The sequence below is a fragment of the Oceanobacillus bengalensis genome (assembly GCF_003628445.1).
Classification (GTDB): domain Bacteria; phylum Bacillota; class Bacilli; order Bacillales; family Amphibacillaceae; genus Oceanobacillus; species Oceanobacillus bengalensis.
In genome coordinates, this window is record NZ_RBZO01000008.1 from 104,325 (window position 1) to 123,875 (window position 19,551).

General features: G+C 37.5%; 19 protein-coding genes. 1 reads left to right on the forward strand and 18 read right to left on the reverse strand.

Going from position 1 to position 19,551, the window contains the following annotated elements:
- Positions 1–118 precede the first annotated feature (118 nt).
- The gene (locus D8M05_RS07020) at positions 119–571 is read left to right on the forward strand and encodes an OsmC family protein (RefSeq protein ID WP_121130046.1); all 453 of its coding nucleotides are present in this window, start codon (positions 119–121) and stop codon (positions 569–571) included.
- Positions 572–854: 283 nt separating this feature from the next.
- Here D8M05_RS07020 and D8M05_RS07025 read toward each other — a convergent pair whose 3' ends face one another.
- The 18 genes from D8M05_RS07025 to D8M05_RS07110 all read right to left on the reverse strand — a co-directional run bounded on the left by D8M05_RS07025 (position 855) and on the right by D8M05_RS07110 (position 19,474).
- Positions 855–1,862, reverse strand: a complete 1,008-nt coding sequence (locus D8M05_RS07025) for an NADP-dependent oxidoreductase (protein ID WP_121130048.1) — start codon at positions 1,860–1,862, stop codon at positions 855–857.
- A 41-nt stretch (positions 1,863–1,903) separates the two neighbouring features.
- The gene (locus D8M05_RS07030; RefSeq protein WP_245985236.1) at positions 1,904–2,317 is read right to left on the reverse strand and encodes an acyl-CoA thioesterase; all 414 of its coding nucleotides are present in this window, start codon (positions 2,315–2,317) and stop codon (positions 1,904–1,906) included.
- A 40-nt stretch (positions 2,318–2,357) separates the two neighbouring features.
- A complete protein-coding gene (locus tag D8M05_RS07035; RefSeq protein WP_121130052.1) occupies positions 2,358–2,951 on the reverse strand; it encodes a TetR/AcrR family transcriptional regulator in 594 nt (197 codons plus the stop codon).
- Positions 2,952–3,031: 80 nt separating this feature from the next.
- Positions 3,032–4,201 (reverse strand): thiolase family protein, encoded by a 1,170-nt coding sequence (locus D8M05_RS07040; protein ID WP_121130054.1) that lies wholly within the window; start codon positions 4,199–4,201, stop codon positions 3,032–3,034.
- Positions 4,202–4,238: 37 nt separating this feature from the next.
- A complete protein-coding gene (locus D8M05_RS07045; RefSeq protein WP_121130056.1) occupies positions 4,239–5,015 on the reverse strand; it encodes an SDR family oxidoreductase in 777 nt (258 codons plus the stop codon).
- A gap of 247 nt (positions 5,016–5,262) precedes the next feature.
- Positions 5,263–5,661, reverse strand: coding sequence for a MaoC/PaaZ C-terminal domain-containing protein (locus D8M05_RS07050; RefSeq protein ID WP_121130058.1), 399 nt, complete (start codon positions 5,659–5,661; stop codon positions 5,263–5,265).
- On the reverse strand, positions 5,658–6,107 hold the full coding sequence (locus D8M05_RS07055; RefSeq protein ID WP_121130120.1) for a MaoC family dehydratase N-terminal domain-containing protein: 450 nt from the start codon (positions 6,105–6,107) through the stop codon (positions 5,658–5,660). Before D8M05_RS07055 ends, D8M05_RS07050 begins: the two co-directional genes overlap by 4 nt.
- A 20-nt stretch (positions 6,108–6,127) precedes the next feature.
- Entirely contained in the window at positions 6,128–6,892 is a 765-nt protein-coding gene (locus tag D8M05_RS07060) for a beta-ketoacyl-ACP reductase (RefSeq protein ID WP_121130060.1), read from the reverse strand.
- Between the two features lie 25 nt (positions 6,893–6,917).
- Positions 6,918–8,096, reverse strand: coding sequence for an acyl-CoA dehydrogenase family protein (locus D8M05_RS07065; protein ID WP_121130062.1), 1,179 nt, complete (start codon positions 8,094–8,096; stop codon positions 6,918–6,920).
- Between the two features lie 114 nt (positions 8,097–8,210).
- Positions 8,211–9,164: an MBL fold metallo-hydrolase gene (locus tag D8M05_RS07070; protein ID WP_121130122.1), complete on the reverse strand. Its 954-nt coding sequence runs from the start codon at positions 9,162–9,164 to the stop codon at positions 8,211–8,213.
- 106 nt (positions 9,165–9,270) lie between these two features.
- Complete coding sequence (locus D8M05_RS07075; protein ID WP_121130064.1) at positions 9,271–10,902, reverse strand: ABC transporter substrate-binding protein; 1,632 nt, start codon at positions 10,900–10,902, stop codon at positions 9,271–9,273.
- 46 nt (positions 10,903–10,948) lie between these two features.
- On the reverse strand, positions 10,949–11,857 hold the full coding sequence (locus D8M05_RS07080) for an ABC transporter permease (RefSeq protein WP_121130066.1): 909 nt from the start codon (positions 11,855–11,857) through the stop codon (positions 10,949–10,951).
- A 29-nt stretch (positions 11,858–11,886) separates the two neighbouring features.
- Entirely contained in the window at positions 11,887–12,834 is a 948-nt protein-coding gene (nikB, locus tag D8M05_RS07085) for a nickel ABC transporter permease (protein ID WP_121130068.1), read from the reverse strand.
- A gap of 4 nt (positions 12,835–12,838) precedes the next feature.
- Entirely contained in the window at positions 12,839–14,839 is a 2,001-nt protein-coding gene (locus tag D8M05_RS20735) for an ABC transporter ATP-binding protein (RefSeq protein ID WP_121130124.1), read from the reverse strand.
- Positions 14,840–14,914: 75 nt separating this feature from the next.
- Entirely contained in the window at positions 14,915–16,468 is a 1,554-nt protein-coding gene (locus tag D8M05_RS07095) for a class I adenylate-forming enzyme family protein (RefSeq protein ID WP_121130070.1), read from the reverse strand.
- 146 nt (positions 16,469–16,614) lie between these two features.
- Complete coding sequence (locus D8M05_RS07100; RefSeq protein WP_245985238.1) at positions 16,615–17,811, reverse strand: MFS transporter; 1,197 nt, start codon at positions 17,809–17,811, stop codon at positions 16,615–16,617.
- 120 nt (positions 17,812–17,931) lie between these two features.
- Positions 17,932–18,330, reverse strand: coding sequence for a Zn-ribbon domain-containing OB-fold protein (locus D8M05_RS07105; protein ID WP_121130072.1), 399 nt, complete (start codon positions 18,328–18,330; stop codon positions 17,932–17,934).
- Positions 18,331–18,334: 4 nt separating this feature from the next.
- Positions 18,335–19,474: an acetyl-CoA acetyltransferase gene (locus D8M05_RS07110; protein ID WP_121130074.1), complete on the reverse strand. Its 1,140-nt coding sequence runs from the start codon at positions 19,472–19,474 to the stop codon at positions 18,335–18,337.
- Positions 19,475–19,551: the final 77 nt, after the last annotated feature.

The window sequence follows — 19,551 nt, forward strand, 5'->3', positions numbered from 1 at the left end:
TTATCTATTTTAACATATTATGAAAATTCTCCTTTATCAAATGAACAGAAAACTGTTTTTTTGCAATTCAACACACTAAAGCTATAATTATATTAAGTCTATCAAAAGGAGAATAAACATGACAAATCCAACTTTAGCAACCCTTTCCGTAAATGGAAAACTGGAATCAGGTCTGAAAAATTCGGTTCAAGTACGTGACTTACCAGCTTTTATAGTTGACGAACCAGAACGATTAGGTGGAACCAATGCTGGGCCTAATCCATTAGAATACTTTTTAGGCGCACTTTCTGCATGTACATCCATCATTTTATCCTACACAGCAAAGGATTTAAATTTCTCTTATCAGGATGTAACGTATTCTACTGATGGCACACTTGATCCACGTGGGTTTAAAGGTGTTGAAGGAGTATTAACTTACTTCCAATCCGTGAAAATTGATATTGTTGTGGAAACAGAAGAAAGTGATGAAGCATTACAGAAATTAGCCGAAACTGTAGAGCAAAGATGTCCATTGTATAACTTATTAATTGATGCTGGTGTTGAAGTTAAATCAAATTGGGTTAAAAAGTAAATTTTTAGAGAAAAAAAGCGATTATCCCCCAGTACTAAAACGGAGATAATCGTTTATTTTTAATATTGAACAAATTCATTTTCATTATATAAATGCCTCTCTAACTGCTCTCTTATTCCCCGTGGTATCGGTTCAGATACCTGTTTTTCAACATTATAATTCACATAAACTACGGTTCCTTTGGCACAAATATTTCCCTATTGATGAATCTCCTCATATAATTCCAAATTCGAGTTACCGATTTATAATATGTCTTTCATTAAACTTTACTACAATGCTAAAATCAGTTAGATATTCTTACTAATTGTTTTCCGATATTATCTCCTCTAAACAGTCCCATAAAGGCTTCTGGGGCATTTTCCAAACCATCAACTATATTTTCTCGGTACTTTAATAAACCATTTTTCACCCATTCTCCTAATTGTGAGTAACCTTCTTCAAACTGCTCAGCATAGTCGCCAACAATAAAACCTTTCATTAGAGCACTCCGTTGAATTAATTGCCCTTGCACCCTCGGACCTGTAGCAATAGCTTCCTTATTATAGGACGAAATTTGTCCACAAATTACAATTCTAGAATAGAAGTTGATTAATGACATGACCGAATCAGAAATTTCCCCTCCGACATTATCAAAATAGATATCTACTCCATTAGGACAGGCCTTTTTCAGCGACTCTAAAACATTTTCTGTTTTGTAGTTTATCACTACATCAAAATCTAGTTCCTTTTTCAAATACTTTACTTTTTCTTCCGTACCTGCAATCCCTACAACTCGACAGCCTTTTAGTTTTGCTATTTGCCCAACTATCGTTCCAACAGCCCCTGCAGCTCCAGAAACGACTACGGTCTCCCCAACTTTTGGCTTTCCAATATTCAGTAAACCAAAATACGCCGTCAATCCCGGCATTCCGACTACTCCTAATGCTGTTGAAATAGGTGCTAGATTTGGATCAACTTTTCGAATACCTTTTCCATTTGAAACAGAATAGTCTGCCCACCCTAAACGCCCTTCCACAATATCTCCAACATTATAAATGGGATTTTTCGAGTCAATAACTTCCCCTACAACACCACCAGTCAATACTTCGTTTAATTCATATGGGGCGACGTAGGTTTTAATACCGCGCATTCTTCCACGCATATAAGGGTCAACAGACAAATAGATTGATTTGATTAACATTTCCTCCTCTTGTATGATGGGTATTGATTCTGTTATTAATTGAAAGTTCCCCCTTTTCGGCATACCCTCTGGTCTACTAGCTAAAAGAATGCTTCTATTAAAAGTTGTCACTTACTGTTCCTCCTTTAATTCGAATACTTCATCAACAGTTTTCAAGAAGATTTCGCAATTTTTAGGGACAACAATATTTCTTTATAGTCTTCTGGAATGGGGATTGTCTTTTGTTCCGTATAATCAAAGAAAACAGATACTGCCTCAGCAATAGCTGTTGTTTGGCCGTTAACAGTATTTATAAGTTTCTGTTCTATTGTAAAACTTTTATAACCAACTTTAATAACACTACTAACTACTTTTAGTATTTGACCTGCATAGGCCTGATTTATATAATCACATTTAATCGCTGCTAAAATAAAACCTGTAGATGTGTCTCTTTTTGAAAAGAACTCCTTAAAGAATTTGGTTCGACCTTCTTCAAAATATAAAAAATGACTCGTATTATTCACGTGTCCAGCTGCATCTGTCTCTCCAAATCTAACATATACCTGCGTTTCATGATTAGGAATCACGAGAGATATCCCTCCTTTAATAAGCTTTTGTATGCTATGCTTAATGGAGAATCCCTTGAGTATAAGGTTCTTCATTTTTCAATCCATTCAGTAAGATTTCGTTATACGACTTCACCAGCTCTTCTTCCGATAATTCACCATCAGGATTGTACCAGAAGTAACTACGATTCACCATTCCTAATATGGCGAAGGAAAGGATATCTGGTTCTACCTTATTTCTAAACTCACCTTTTGTAATACCTTCCTTTAGTAATTTTTCTAGGTTCAATCGAAATTCTTCACGTTTCCTTTTTATCTCAACAAGATGCTGCTCTTCTACATGCCTCATCTCTCTAAAAGTGATTCGAGCACTTTTTCCGTGCGTCTTTATTCTACTTATTATCAAATAAATAATGTCGTAAAGTTTATCGTAATTGTTTTTATTCGAATCACCTATAATTTCTTCCTGTCTTTTCAGTAAATCCACAATAAAGGATAGATGAATATCCTTTAAAAGTTCCTGTTTACTTTTAAAATAATAATAAAAAGTTCCTTTTGTCACACCAATATTGTCGACTATATCTTGAATAGATGTTTCTTTAAATCCCTTAGTATCAAATAAATCTATACTCTCATTTATAATCTTGTCTCTCATACCAGGCTCCCTTATTTTTATATTTTATTTAACATAATCTTATAGATACTAGTCGACTAATATTAATTCATTCAGGTAGTCTATTCTTTTTCTAGTATTACTGCAATACCTTGCCCACCACCAATACAAGCAGTTACAAGAGCATATTTCCCACTTATACGTTTCAGCTCATATACAGCTTTTGCAATTAGAATACCCCCTGTTGCTCCTAATGGATGGCCATGGGCGATAGCACCACCATTTACATTTAGCTTTTCTGGATCAATATTTAATTCACGGTTACAGGCAAGGACTTGCGCAGCAAATGCTTCATTAAGCTCAACGATATCCATATCCTCTAAACGAAGTCCAGATTTCTCCATCACCTTTTTGGTAGCAGGAACAGGGCCTATCCCCATGATATTCGGATCGACACCAGCAATTGCAGACTGACGGACAGTTGCCAATGGTGTAAGTCCTAATTCTTCTGCCTTTTCCCTAGACATTACAACAAGAGCAGATGCTGCATCGTTCAATCCCGAACTACTTCCTGCAGTTACTGTACCATCCTTCAGAAAAGCAGGAGATAATTTAGAAAGTGCATCTAAACTAGTATTTGGCCTTGGATGTTCATCTTTATTAAAGATAATTGGTTCTCCTTTTCTTACGGGAACTTTTATAGGAACAATTTGCTCATCAAACCGTCCTTCTTCCATTGCTTTTGCCATTTTTTGTTGACTACGATATGCAAACTCATCTTGTTCTTCTCTTGAGATATTGTATTTATTTGCTAAGTTCTCAGCTGTAATCCCCATAGGAGGATTACCTATTTCCTGCGGAGCAAGTAATGTTTGACGAAATTTCGGTGGTGCTGAACTATACGGACGTTCAGGACGTTCCAATAAATATGGTGCTCGAGTCATACTTTCAATTCCACCTGTGACATAAATATCCCCCGCTCCTGACTGAATGGCTTGAGCCGCAAGAACAACTGCATTGATACCTGAGCCACACTGTCTGTCTACAGTCAATCCTGGTGTAGTTACCGGTAACCCAGATTGTAATGCTGTTAATCTAGCAATATTCCCTCCGCCACTTAAGACATTTCCTAAAATGACATCATCAATTGTTTCTGGGTCAATATTTACTCGACTCACGGCTTCTTTTATTACCTCTGCTCCATAAATATGAGCGGAAACACTTGCTAATGCTCCCCCTTGTTTCGCAATAGCTGTTCGGACTGCTGATACAATAACAGCATCTCTTTTCATAGTTCAACACACTCCTAACATATTTTTAGTTTGACAATTACATTGCATTGGATCCACCATCGACGACTATGGTTTCACCGGTTATATAATTTGAAGCATTCGATGCCAATAGCAGAGCAACACCTTTCAAGTCATCTGCTGAACCAAACCTTTGAATTGGTGTTCGGCTTGTCATAGACTCTCCGCCTCTCTCTAACAAAACCTTAGTCATTTTAGTCGGAAAGAAACCAGGAGCGATCGCATTAACATAAATACCTCGTTCTCCCCATTTCACAGCTAAGTCCTTCGTAAATGTAATAATTGCTCCTTTACTAGAGTTATATCCAATAGCATCCATATACTTTGGATTTGACCCTTTTAAGCCAGCCACTGAGGCGATATTGATAATTTTTCCAGATTTTTGCTTCGTCATTACTTTCCCTACCGCTTGTGACATTAAAAATGTCCCTAAGACATTAACATTCATTACTTTTTGGAAAGCTTCTATTGGCATTTCATCAACTGGTGCTCCCCATGTAGCACCACTATTATTAACTAAAATATCAATCCTACCAAACGCTTCGACTGTTTTATTAACGACATTTTTAATATCCTCTGGATTAGTAACATCACATTTTATTGCCAGGGTTTTCACATCATATTGTTTCTTTAATTTTTCACTAACTTCTTTGCAGTTTTCCTCCTTTCTTGAGCAGACAACGATATTCGCCCCTGCCTCTGCAAAACCTTCCGAAATCACTTCTCCTAATCCTCGTCCACCACCAGTTATAATTGCCGTTTTACCTGTGATATCAAACAATTCTTTAACATGCATTATGATACCCCCAATTAATCCATCGAAATTGATTTAGTCCTTATCTAAGAGTTAATAAACAATATTTTTCAATTAAATTACTGGTTTGCAATCTATTCTAGGGCAATAATCTATTTTGCAAAATTTATCATTTCTCCCTTTTTAATAGTTCCTACATCTTATTAGCAATTCCATATAAACCGCATAGATGAAAGGGTTTGCATCTATTCGTTTCTGAGATACAAACCTTTCATTAGCTACATTACAATTAATAGATTGAGAAGCGGACCTTACCTTTAATTACTTCTTTTTCCTTTTGATTTAGCGCTCTCACATTAAAATCCAGGTATTCTTCCGTTTTATCCTCTAAATCAGCTTTAAGTGTGATAACATCATTTAAAAAGACCATACCAGAAAAACGAATTTGATAGTCTTGGATAAACCCTCTCTCATAATAAGGTGTGAACAGTTTAGATAAATTCCCCATTGTCCACATTCCATGTGCAATAATACCTGGTAAACCTGCTTTTTTTGCCTCGTCATCAATCGTATGAATCGGGTTAAAGTCTAAAGAAGCACCTGAATATTTTATTAAATCCATTCTTGAAACAGGATCTAGCGTAATACGCAGTGATTCGCCTTTACGTAATTCTAAAACGTTATTCATACTTTCATCGCCTTTCTTACTGTTTCAGTAATAATTGTAATCGATTCTTCTGTAAATATTATTTCTCCTTGTGCGTCTTCCCCGTATCTTTTAGTTGCTAGAAAGCCCATTAATCCATTACTACCTTGTTTTTCATAATAATCTTCAATTACAGAATAAGAGTATATTTCCTCTCCTACTAATAATGGACGTTTATAATGATAGATTTGCTCCCCGTGAATCAATCCTTTGTTAGGGAGTTTTAACCCTTCTATGGCACCAGAACTTAGGACACGCGGGAAGGTTGGTGGTGCAATATTCGTCCCATATCTTGAATTGCTCCCTACCTCTTCATCTACATAAATTGGATGCAAGTCTCCGATAGATTCGGCGAAACGTTTCACCAATCCTCTTTCAATCGTGTTTTTTACTTTTTTAGATTTTTTACCAATTAGCTCTTTGTACATATCATTTATCTCCTCTTTCATTAAGTTTTTGGTCCTCCAGCTACATAAATTACTTGGCCACTAACAAAAGAGCTTTTCTCATCTGCAAAAAATGCAACTGTATTTGCAATATCTGAAGGTTTTCCACTTCGCCCAACTGGAATTTTACTAGCACCAGCTTTCACAAAGTCCTCAAATGGTACCCCAATTCTTTCAGCAGTTGCCTTCGTCATTTCCGTTTCAATAAAGCCTGGCGCAACAGCATTAGAAGTGATTCCATATTTCCCTAACTCAATAGCAAGTGTTTTCGTAAATCCTTGTATACCTGCTTTAACTGTTGAATAGTTTGCCTGACCTCTATTACCAAGAGCAGACGTAGAAGATATATTTATAATTCGTCCATATTTTTGTTTGACCATATATTTTTGTGCTGCACGACTAGCATTAAACGATCCCTTTAAATGGACGTCAATTACTTGTTGCCAGTCATTGTCTGTCATTTTAAATAGCAGATTATCTCTGATAATACCAGCATTATTTACTAAGATATCAAGGGATCCAAATTTATTGACAACCTCCTCCATTGCAGACTCTACTTCTTCTGCATTTACAACGTCCGCTTGTAAAGCTAGAATGTCATAACCATTATTCTTAAATTCTTTCTCTGTTTCCTTTAATGCTTCCTCATTGATATCGATAATCGCTACTTTGGCTCCTTCTTCTGCAAATGCCTGAGTAATTCCTTTTCCGATTCCACGACTTCCACCAGTTACAAAAGCTACTCTTCCGTCAAATCTTCCTGCCATTTTAATTCCTCCTATATTTTTGAATTTATACAAATTCTCCGATTTTCACATTACCTTTTAGTAGATTCCTAGAAATAATCCATCGTTGAATTTCATCTGTTCCATCATAGATTCTCCATAAGCGTGCCTCTCGATACCAACGCTCTATTGGCAACTCTCTTGTATAACCCATGCCTCCATGAATCTGTAAAACACGATCTACCACTCTATTGCCCATGTTTGATCCGTATAACTTAGCCATAGAACCTAAATGTCTATTATCTTCTCCATTATCGAGCGTAAATGCAGCATTTAATACTAACCACTTTGCTGCCTCTATCTCTACGGCAGAATCGGCTATTTGCCATTGAATTGCCTGCCTCTCAGCAATTGGCTTTCCAAATGTTTCCCTCTCTTTTGCATAATCAATTGCCATTTGTAATAATCGTTCTGCGCTACCAACAGCACGTGCACCAACAATCCATCTTGCAAAACCAATCCACTCTAAACCTAATCGATATCCCCCGTGCAATTCACCTAAGATATTCTCTTCAGGTACACGGACATTATCAAATACTAGTCCAGCTGGTCCCCATTCGCCCATCGTATGAATATATTCCGATTTCCACCCCATATCGCGATCAGCGATAAAACAAGTAACCCCGTCTCTGCCTTTCGTCTTCTCATGTAACTCCTTATCTGTAATAGCTATCACCATTACAAAGTCAGCTTCATTTCCACCGGTAATGAATGTTTTCTCTCCATTTAGGATCCATTCATTTCCATCCTTAACTGCAGTCATTTTAATATTTCTCGTATCAGATCCAGCCCCTGGCTCTGTCATAGCAAAGCATGAGCGTTTCTTACCATTTATGGTAGGAATAAGATATCTCTTCTTTTGCTCTTCATTTCCGTAGTAAAGAATGTTATCAGCAGATCCACCAAAGCCAAATGGAACAAAAGTTTTGGCTACCTCCATCATTACAATTGCCTGCATCATTTGACCAAGTTCCGCTCCTCCATACTCTGCTGGTGTGTTAATTCCCCAAAACCCTGCTTCTTTCGCTTTTAATTGAAGCTCTTTTAACGTTGCTGCAGGCAAACTTGGTTTTCCTTCTCTCTCATTTCTAAGTACCTCATTTTCCAGTGGCATGAGTTCCTTCTCAACAAATTTTCTAATTGTTTCTTGAACCATTTTTTGTTCTTCTGATAGACGTAAATGCATAAAGATCTCTCCCATCATTCTTTATTTCCCTTAGAAAATACTTATTAATACAAGGATACTAACTGATTAGTAGGTTTAGAACATAGAATTAGAATCATTAATAGATTTACATCCCTATAAAAGGCTATAAACATAGATTCCATTCTTCTTTTCAGCAGTAATTTCATGACGTTCCTGTAAAAGGTCAAGCACACTAGTTATTTCAAAAACAAAAGTTATTACTCCCTTTTTGTATCTATCAGGGTACATTTCTTTAATAATGTCAAGTCCAGTTCCACTAGCTTTTGCAAGAACACTTTTCACTCTGTTTGCGCGCTTTTCTGTTCTTTCAAATTGGGTATAAATAACGTCTCTTAAATTGTAAATATCTGGCCCATGTCCAGAATAAGTTATCTGAGCAGGTAGACTTACACATTTTTCTAAGTTCTCCATATACTGCAAAAGTGGTTTTGCGCGTTTCTTACCACGAAACGGTGCATCTAAAAAAATCCCCGCATGAATGCCATCAATTACATGATCCCCGCAAATAAATATTTTTTCCTTAGCGTAGTATAAAGAGATATGATCCTGCGAATGCCCTAGTGTTTCAATAACTTCCCAACCAGGTAATCCGGGAATCTCATCCCCCTCCTGTAACCCTTTGTTTATCTTCAATCCTACTAATAAATCCCTATCACGTTTACGATAGGCCCATTTCTTTGCCATTTCAGCTGTAAGACCAAATTCATAGAAAAGTTTTTCAAAAAACTCCCCACACCAATACATATAGTCTTCATCACAAAGATAAGTTTCTGTATTTTTGTGTGCATAGACTGGCACAGGATTCTTCTCTAAAATCCACTCTAATAATCCCATGTGATCATTATGGTGATGTGTTAACACTATTTGCTCTATATCATTAAGCGTCAGACCCAGATTATGGAGGCCATCATTTAATTCCTTCCAGGCCTGCTCTGTTTTTAACCCTGCATCTACTAAAGTTAGTTTCTCCCCAAATAATAGATATACATTAACAGGTCCTATTGGAAAATTAGTTGTCAATTCTATTTTTTCTACTCTTTGCACCATCTTTTCATTCAAATCCTTTTTAAAGAGATTTTTATGTTCATAGAATCTGCAAACATTTGTTAAAAACTGCAAGGGAGAAAAAAATTCCCTTTGCAGTTTTAACTAATTATCTATCCAACCAAACATCTTTCATGTGAATATAACCATAGGAAGAATGCGGTTCCCAATTTTTCACATATGGCTGTTGAGGACTCTGAACATAGTAAGTTGAAACTGGAATTGGATTTACAACATTTTCTAATACATATCGTTGAATGTCATATACCATTTCACGTCTTTCATCTTCATCTATAATCATTCGTTGTTCATCAAGCATTACATCTAATTCTGGATCACTGATGTTAAACCAGTTTCGCGTGCCTTCAGAGTGCATTTGTGTACGTAGCCATTCATCCGGTTCTTGGAAATACGTTTGATAACCTACACCGATATCATAATCAACGTTCGGCCATTTTTCGGAAAAATACGTTGCATATTCTACAACTTCAATCTCTGCATTAATACCAACATTTCTTAAATCTTCAGCAATCCATTGTGCAACACGAACTAATTGTTCACCATATCCATCTGTTACCATTAACGTTGTATCAAACCCATTAGGGAATCCAGCTTCTGCCAAAAGGGCTTTGGCTCCTTCTGGATCATACGGTTGGAGTTGTTCCCTTTCTTCTAATGGTAATGCCCATTTACCTAAGGAAGGATTAACCGGTCCACTCACTTCTCCTCCACCGTAAATACTATCGACCATAGATTGACGATCTATAGCCATACTGATTGCTTTACGAACATTTAAATCGTCAAACGGTTCACGTTCCATATTCACAAATACTTGTTCCTGTGTAGCAAACAATACTTCTTTTACGATTGTATCTGGATTGCTTTTAGTTAGAGTATTTAACTCTTCAGGTGAAATTCCACCGATTGCATCAGACTGACCTGTTCTGAATGCTGCAATACGAGCCCCTTGATCAGGTACAACCTTATAGATGAGTTCGTCTAAATAAGGTTTACCTTCTTCGAAAAAGTTTGGATTACGTGAATAAGTTGCTTGAACATTGTCTTCCCATTCCTCTAATACAAATGGTCCAGTACCAATAGCATCTGTTGATAAGTCTATCTCACCGTCTATCGCTTCTTTTGGTAGAATCCACATAAAATGGTTTGCCATAAAGTTTAAGAATGGTGCAAATGGCTGTTTTAATGTAAATACAACGGTTTTATCATCTAGTGCCTCCATACTTTCTACTTCAGATAGTAATGCGGCTTGATGACCTGGTAGATTTATAATTCTCTCCATCGTTGAAATAACGTCTTCCGCAACAACTTGCCTGCCATTTACGGGTTCCTTATCGTGCCAGTATGCTTCACGCAAATGAAAAGTGTATACCGTTCCATCCTCTGAAATATCCCAGCTTTCTGCAAGATCTGGTACAACATTATAGTCCGTGTATTCAACATCTGGCCCTGTTTCATACGTAACCAATTTGTTATAAACAAATCCAGCCATTTGATGTGTATAAATAGATGATTGACGATGTGGATCCAATGTATCAGGATCAGCAGGGGTAGCCATTGTAAATGTCCCCCCATGTTTTGGCTCTGATGACCCTTCCTCATCATTCGATGGTTGTGATTCTGAACTATTTCCACCATTATCCTCTGATGAACAAGCACTTAATACCAATAACAGCATCCCAAACAAGAATACAGCTGATAATAGCTTCCAATTTTTTAACATATTATGTCCCCCTCGCTTACAACTAGTTTATATTTTGACACACCTACTATGAAGAGAGTTTTGGATCCAAGAAATCTCGTAATGCATCTCCCAACAAGTTAAAAGCTAAGACTAATAGACTTAGAGCTAAACCAGGAAAAATAACTAGCCATGGAGCGCTTTCCATATATCTACTTGCATTGCTTAGCATTAACCCCCAAGAAGGATTTGGTGGAGGTGTTCCTATTCCTAGAAAACTAAGTGATGCCTCAGCAATGATTGTTTGACCGAATGCTAAGCTTGCCATAACGATGATTGGTGCCATCATATTCGGTAATCCATGTCTCATAATAATTCTTAAAGCATTTGCACCGACAGACCTGGAAGCTTCAACAAAGTTCGTTTCCCTTATTCGCATCATCTCCCCACGAACAATCCTAGCAAAACGTGGGATTTCAATAATAACGAGCGCAATAATAACATTTTGGATTGCTGGTCCTAAAAGGGCTGCAATAAACAAAGCTAGAATTAATGCTGGAATAGCCATAATCGCATCCATAATTCTCTGAATGACCATATCTACTATCCCACCAAAATAGCCTGAAACCATACCGATAAGGATACCGATAATTATCGAGATAATTACAGTAGCAAAACCAACCAGTAGTGAAATTCTAGATCCGTAAACAATCCGGCTAAAAACATCTCTCCCTAAGTCATCTGTACCCATTACATGTTGGGCATTTGGTGCAGCCAAAAACGCCTCTCTATTTTGATCAACTGGATCAAAAGGTGCTATCATAGGCGCTAAAATAGCAACCAACACAACTAAAAATATGAACAAAATAGAAACTAGCCCAATCTTTTGCGTTCGGATAAAACGCTTACAATCATCTTTAAATTTCGTCAAACGTATATTTTTCCTTATATGCACTTTTTTTACTGGCAACTCAGAATCTAAGTGAACTTGAGACATTGCATCACTTCCTTTCCACGGATATTTAATTAACTGTTTCGAATTCTAGGGTCGACCCACCCATACATCACGTCAACAATTAGATTTACCAATAAAAACATTGCTCCAAATATCAGCACAGCAGCTTGCACTACTGGATAGTCCCTTGAAGAAACCGTTTCAAAAATTAAGCTTCCCAAACCAGGTAGGGAGAATATGGATTCTAAAACAACTGTTCCACCAAGAAGATAACCAACTTGTAAACCAATTAATGTGATGACTGAAACAAGCGAATTTCTTAGCGCGTGTTTATAGATAACTACTCTTTCTTTAGCACCTTTAGATCGAACTGTTCTAATGAATTCTGAATGCAAGACTTCTAGTACAGCTGATCGCGTCATTCTTACAATACTTGCACTTAGTGTAATTGCCAGACAAATCGCAGGTAATATCATTTGTTGAAAGTTTACAATAGGATTCTCCAAAAACGATTGATATCCTAATGGAGGAATCCAGTTTAATACTAACGCTAAAACAGTTAGTAAAATTAATCCTAGCCAAAAGTTCGGAATCGATAGACCACCTACAGATGTTATCCGCAGAAAATGGTCAATAAAGGTATTATGTTTAACAGCAGAGATGACACCAATAGGAATGCCAATTAAAATTGCCAGTATAATTGACATAATTGCCAGTTGTAATGTAACTGGGAGTCTTTCCGTAATTACTTCTGTTACAGGCTGACCTGACCAAAGAGACATACCTAAATCTCCCTGAACAGCACCTACAATCCAATCACCTAATTGTGCTGGAATGCTTTTATCAAGACCTAACTCTGCTTCCAATGCCTCAATTTGCTCTTCTGATGCACCAGAATCCGCTAATTGCAGTGTAACGACATCTCCAGGTACAGCTCGCATCACTACAAATATAAATGTCACCATGATGAATAGAACAATTACTCCATAAATTAACCTTCTTATAATATATTCAGCCATGGCTCTACTCCTCTCCGTACAGATGGCATGAGACTGTGTGTCCTGATGAATGTTCTTTCAATAGAGGTTTTTTATGCTTACAAATTTCCATTGCCATTGGACAACGAGTATGAAATTTACAACCAGTAGGCGGATTAGATGGGCTTGGTACTTCACCCTTTAAGATAATTCGCTCAGGCTCAGCTGTTGGGTCAGGAACTGGTACTGCAGATATTAGCGCCTTAGAATATGGATGTAAGGCTTCCTGGAATAGAGTCTCTGAGTCAGTTACTTCTACTATTTCTCCTAAATACATGACAGCTATTCGATCAGATATATATTTCACCACATTTAAATCATGGGAGATAAATAAATAGGAAAGCCCCATTTTTAACTGCAAGTCTTTTAATAAATTAAGAATTTGCGCCTGAACGGATACATCTAATGCCGAAACAGCTTCGTCACAGATTAGAAGATCTGGTTCTGTAGCCAACGCACGAGCAATTCCAATTCTTTGTCGTTGTCCTCCTGAGAATTCGTGGGGGAATTTTTGAATATCGTTTTTGGAAAGCCCTACAATTTCCAATAATTCCCCAACTCTTTCGTATTTATCGGCTCCCTTTGCAAAACCATGAACTTCTAGTGGTTCTCCAATAATATCTAATACTGTCATACGTGGGTTTAAAGAACTGTAAGGATCCTGGAATACAAACTGCATTCGTTTTCTCATTTTTTTCATTGCTTGACGATTGAGACTCGTTAATTCCTTCCCATCAAAACTTACCTGCCCATCGGTAGAATCAATCAAACCTGTAACTAGCCGCCCGACTGTTGATTTACCACAACCAGATTCTCCTACTAAGCCTAACGTTTCTCCCTGATATATATCAAAGGAAACTCCATCAACCGCACGCACATGTCCTACCGTTCTTGATAAAACTCCCTTTGTAATTGGAAAATGCTTCTTGATTTCCTTAACATCCAACAATAGCTCCTTATCTTCTGACTGGTCATTCAAATCATAGTAAATATTTTCATCTACCTTTTCTACCGTTGCACTAGGGAGAGTCATTTCTACTTTTGATTCTGGGTCAAGAAGCCAACACTTACTAATTCTATTTTCTCCTACATTAAAAAGTGGTGGTTCTTCACTACGACATTTTTCCGTTGCAAACGGACAACGCGGATGAAATCTGCATCCCGAAGGTAGTTCCTTTAGACTCGGAACATTTCCTTTAATCGTTTGTAACCGTTTCGTTCTATCCGTCTCTATCCTAGGAATACTTTTCATTAAAGCTTCTGTATATGGATGCTCTGGCTTCTCAAATAGGTCTATAACGCTTGATTGTTCCACAACCTGCCCTGCATACACAACTACAACCCTATCTGCCATTTCAGCTACTACTCCTAAGTCATGTGTAACTAAGAAAATTGCAGTACCTAATTTGGACTGTAATTCTTTTAGTAATTCCATAATTTGTGCTTGAACCGTAACATCTAAGGCGGTAGTAGGTTCATCTGCAATGATTAAATTTGGTCTACATGCTAGAGCGATAGCTATCATTACCCTCTGCCTTTGCCCACCAGACAATTGATGTGGATAGGAGTGAATTCTATTTTCGGCATCAGGTAATCCTACTAGACGTAACAATTCTACTGCACGCTCTAAATATTCCTTTTTTGACAAATCTTCATGAATCTTTATCGTCTCAATGATTTGGTTACCAATTGTATAGACTGGATCTAAGCATGTCATCGGGTCCTGAAAAATCATAGCAATATCTTTTCCTCGGATTTTTCGTATTTCTTCATCTTTCATTTCAGTTAAGTTTAAATCATTAAAAAGGACCTTACCTGAAGAAACCCTTCCTGAACTCTCTAATAATCTCAAGATGGACAGGGCAGAAACACTTTTTCCAGAACCAGATTCTCCAACAATTGCAACTGTTTCCCCCTTGGATATACTGAAGGAAATACCATTTACTGCCTCAACAGTACCTGTTCGAGTTTGGAAGACTGTCCTCATTTCCTCTACTTGCAACAATGGCGTATCTTGATTTACCAATATTTCCTCCCCCTTCTACCAAATTTTTCTCCTCTATTAAACTGTAAATTTATGATTTTGAAACGTATTCTTTAGGTGCATTTTTAGAATTTTCCCAACGCCATTCCTAGGAAGTTCATCTACAAATACGACCTGTCGTGGCGTTTTATATTTGGCAAGATGTACTTGACAATACTTAATTAATTCTTCCTCAGAAATATCTACACCTTCTTTTTTAACAACACAAGCAAGTATTTCTTCCCCCATGCTTTCGGATGGCACACCAATTACCGCAACCTCAGAAACAGCCTCATGTTTTGCAAGCAATTCTTCTAAGTCACGAGGGTAAATATTGAAACCTCCACGTATAATCAAATCCTTCTTACGATCAACAATGAAGAGATATCCATCTTCATCGATCTTTGCCATATCCCCAGTATGGAGCCACCCATCTTTAAGTCCCGCTCTTGTTGCTTCTTCATTACGGAAGTAACCTGGAGTAACATTATCACCTTGGACTAATAATTCTCCAACTTCTCCAGGAGGAAGTTCAATGCCTTCTTCATCAACAATTTTAATTTCCACTCCAGGTATTGGTATCCCTACCGACCCTTCCTTAATAGGCATATCTTTACGATTAGAAGCAACACCTGGTGATGCTTCTGATAATCCGTAAGCATCACGTACTTCTGTATTAAACTTTTCGAAGAACTTTTTCCTTAGATTAATTGGTAATGCAGCAGAACCAGACCCCACCGTTTCTAGAGAGGATAAATCATACTTATCAGAATTTGAATTGTGCACCATCGCATGTATCATTGCTGGGACAGCAGCAAAGGACTTCACTTTATACTTCTCTATTGCCTTGAATACTTCTTCTGCATCAAATTTTGAAAATATAACAACTGAACTTCCTTGAATAAGTAAACCATTCATTACACCAAAGCCATAAATATGTGCCAGTGGTAAAACACCTAGAGTAGTCCCCCGCTCATCTGCTTCTCTTAAAGAAGCACCGTTTGATGCACTTGAAAATAAATTCTTATGTGTCAACATTACCCCTTTTGGCTGTCCTGTAGTTCCAGAAGTATATAATATAACTGCTACATCACTTTCTTTTAATTCGGGTTTTCTATCTTCCGTTATATCAACCTTTGGAAGAGTCTTCTCCCATTCAACAATTTCTACATCACTATCTCGTACCAAGTCTTTTTCATGTGGAGTATCTATACAAATTATCGTAGGTTTCTTTAATAAGCCTTCTGTGGCCTTTACCATTTTACTGAGAAGAAACGAAGATGTAATAATAGCTTTTGCTTCTGAGTTTTCCAAAATATAGTTTATTTCCTTTTCATGTAATAGGTACATCACTGGTACAACGATTGCCCCAGATCGTAAAATACCTTGATAAGAGAACACTACCTCTGGACAATTTGGCATACATACTAGAATTCGCTCACCCGATTCGATTCCTAGTGAATTTATCATAGCCGAAACCTTCTTCGTGATGTTCTTAGCTTCAACGTTTGTGTATGATTTCTCCCCATAATAGAGAAGAGAATATTCACCAAATGATTTGATATTATCATCTAATAACTCAGTAAGAAGCATTTTATCCCTCCACAAAATATTTAATAATAATTTTAGTAAATTATATCCCAAATAGAAAGCGTTTACAATACATAATTTATATAAAATTATGTATATTCTGTCTATTTTTAGCGAAATAATTCATTGTTTATGTTTAGTCTCTACGATTACATTCTAGAACTCTTCTCTCTCACCCTTGGCATCTGCTGCAATCTATGTTCTGAGCTAACTATCACAATAATAAATAACAGAAGTGTAATCAGTGCAGATGTTAAAAACGGGCCTGGTACAAATACTGAGAATATCCATCCTCCCCACAGTGGACCTAATATCCTACCTAAACTATCCATCGATTGCTGCAATCCCATCGTTATTCCTTGACCCATTTCTTCTCGCTTTGATAAAAGTGAAATAACTGTTGGTCGCACACAAGCCTGCCCAAACCCGGTAAATATACACCCTAAAATAACTATCCAAGTCATAGGAGCTAATGCAATCAAACTATATCCTATCGTAGTAATAACTAACCCAACTTTGGAAATCTTTTCTTCATCCCAAACTTCATAGATTTTCTTCAGTAAGAAAAACTGAACAAGTACTGATACGCCTGCCTGCGCACTAAAAGCCAAGCTTACAAATATCGCACTTGCGTCGAAGCGTGCTATCATAAAATAGCCGAGTAATCCAAAAAAACTGGATGCAGCTAAAGACAAACCTAAAGTAATCGTATAAAGATTCCAATAGCCAGTCTTAGTTACCATTAAAATTGAGCTCCAAAGGGATAGTGTTTCGTCATCTCCTATTTGCGTATCTTTCTCAACTGGCTCTTTAATATATAACCACGCCAATGGTAAAGTAACTAATGCTAAGGAACCTGCAACAATAAATGGTACCATAACCCCTAATGGTGTAAATATCCCTCCAACTGCTGGACCACAAAGGAATCCTAGACCATTTAATGCTCCCATTTTTGCAATAGAAATGTTCCGGTCTTTTTTATTAGAAAAATCTGCTACCATCGAAAATACAGCTGGATGTGTTCCAGAGCTCAACGCAGCCCCAATTATTCGGGCAATAAGCAGTTGCCAATAATTTTGGGCAAATATTAAAATAAGAAAAGCTATCCCAAAACCAAACAATCCGAATATTAACACAGGCTTTCTACCAATTTTATCTGCAAATCTCCCCCATAATGGGGCTGTGATTAATTGAGAGGCTGCCCACCCAGTTATTAAAGTTCCCATTTGAAATGACGTTAAACCCAAATCATCCGCTATAAATGGTAATGTTGGAAGAACAATCCCATAACCTGTCATCGTTAAAAACATGATGAATCCTAGTAAAAAGAATACCTTTTTATCCATCAATATACTTCATCTACTTTCACTTCAAAAAGTTAAAATGCTAAAACGGAAGAGGCAATCTTCCGTTTTATAGGTGCTAGTAAATACTGATATCTGTGGATAATAACTACTAATTTACATTTAAACCAACCTAAAATACGGAAGGACAAAATCATTATCTATTTGTTGATACACCACAGAAACTTGTTTATCAATAGCTATCTGATCGCGTTCTCCTATTATACGTGTCATCATCCTTACACCTTCATCAAGATCTATAATCCCGACAATAAAAGGAACTTCCTCCTTATACGGTCCAAAAGCCTGGTGTACTACCGTATAGCTATATATTCTCCCATTACCACTAGCCTTGCTCCACTGAATTTCCTCCGAAAAGCAATGTGGACAAATGGATCGTGGATAGAAGATGTTTTCTCTACATGAATTGCAATGCTGTATTAGCAACTCTCCATTGTTAAGTCCATCCCAAAAGGGCCTAGACTCTTCATCATAAATTGGCTTAGGAATTTTTTGAACCACCTTTCTAATCCCTCCCTAAAATAACTGTGGAAGTAGAAGATAATACTCCACCTGTGCCGTGTACGAGGGCAAGTTCTGCATCATTAACTTGACGCATTTCGCACTCGCCTCGAAGTTGTCTGACAGCCTCAATGAGTAGAAATATACCATACATTCCAGGATGACAGTAAGATAGTCCACCACCATTTGTATTCATAGGAAAGGAACCCTCAGGAGCAGTCCGTTGACCACTGACAAACGCTCCACCTTCCCCTGGTTCACAAAACCCTAATGCTTCTAAAGTAAGAAGAACCGTAATCGTAAAGGAATCATAGATTTCAGCTACATCAATCTCCGCTCTTGCCACACCAGCCATTTCAAATGCCCTTTGTCCCGACTCACGTGCACTAGTCACTGTTAAGTCCGGCATATTCGTAATCGTATTATGAGAATTGGCTTCCCCATGTCCCAAAATCCATACTGGTCGTTTCTTTGTCCTTGATACAACTTCCTTTGATGCTACAATAACTGCACCACCTCCATCTGTAACCAAGCAACAATCTAATAGATGAAGAGGCTCAGCGATATAGCGTGAATTGAGTACATCAGAAATTTCTATCGGTTCTCTCTTGTATGCCCTTTCATTTAAGGTTGCCCATTTTCTAGTTGCTACTGCAATCTCAGCCAACTGCTCGGAAGTTGTTCCGTACTGATGCATATGTCTCATTGCCGCTAAGGCGTAAGAACCAACTGTACCCGGTAGTCCATATGGCTGTTCATACTGAGCAGTTAAAGGCGCCTGGGATGTAGGCTTCATTGGATTTGTACGATTCGTACTTCCATACGTAATTAAGGCAACATTAAACAAACCAGCCTGAATTCCAGCCATTGCGTGTCCCACGTGGGCTTCAAATGATGAACCTCCTATGTTCGTCGAATCCATATATTTCGTATTAAGACCTAGATATTCCGCTAACATTAAGTTTGGAGCCCAAGCCCAATTACCAGCAGTAAATAGGGCATCTACATCATCTTTTGTTAACCCTGCATCATCTAACGCAGCTTTTGCAGCTTGTGCTTGAAGCTGCAAAACATTTTTATTCGGTGTTTTTCCTAAGTCAGATTCGGCTACACCGACGATTGCAGCAATCCTTTCAGATTTCATTCATACCCACCTTTCAAGGAGTATTCTATAATCTATATATAGAAGTCTCTATAACTAGTAAGAAAAAAATATATGGT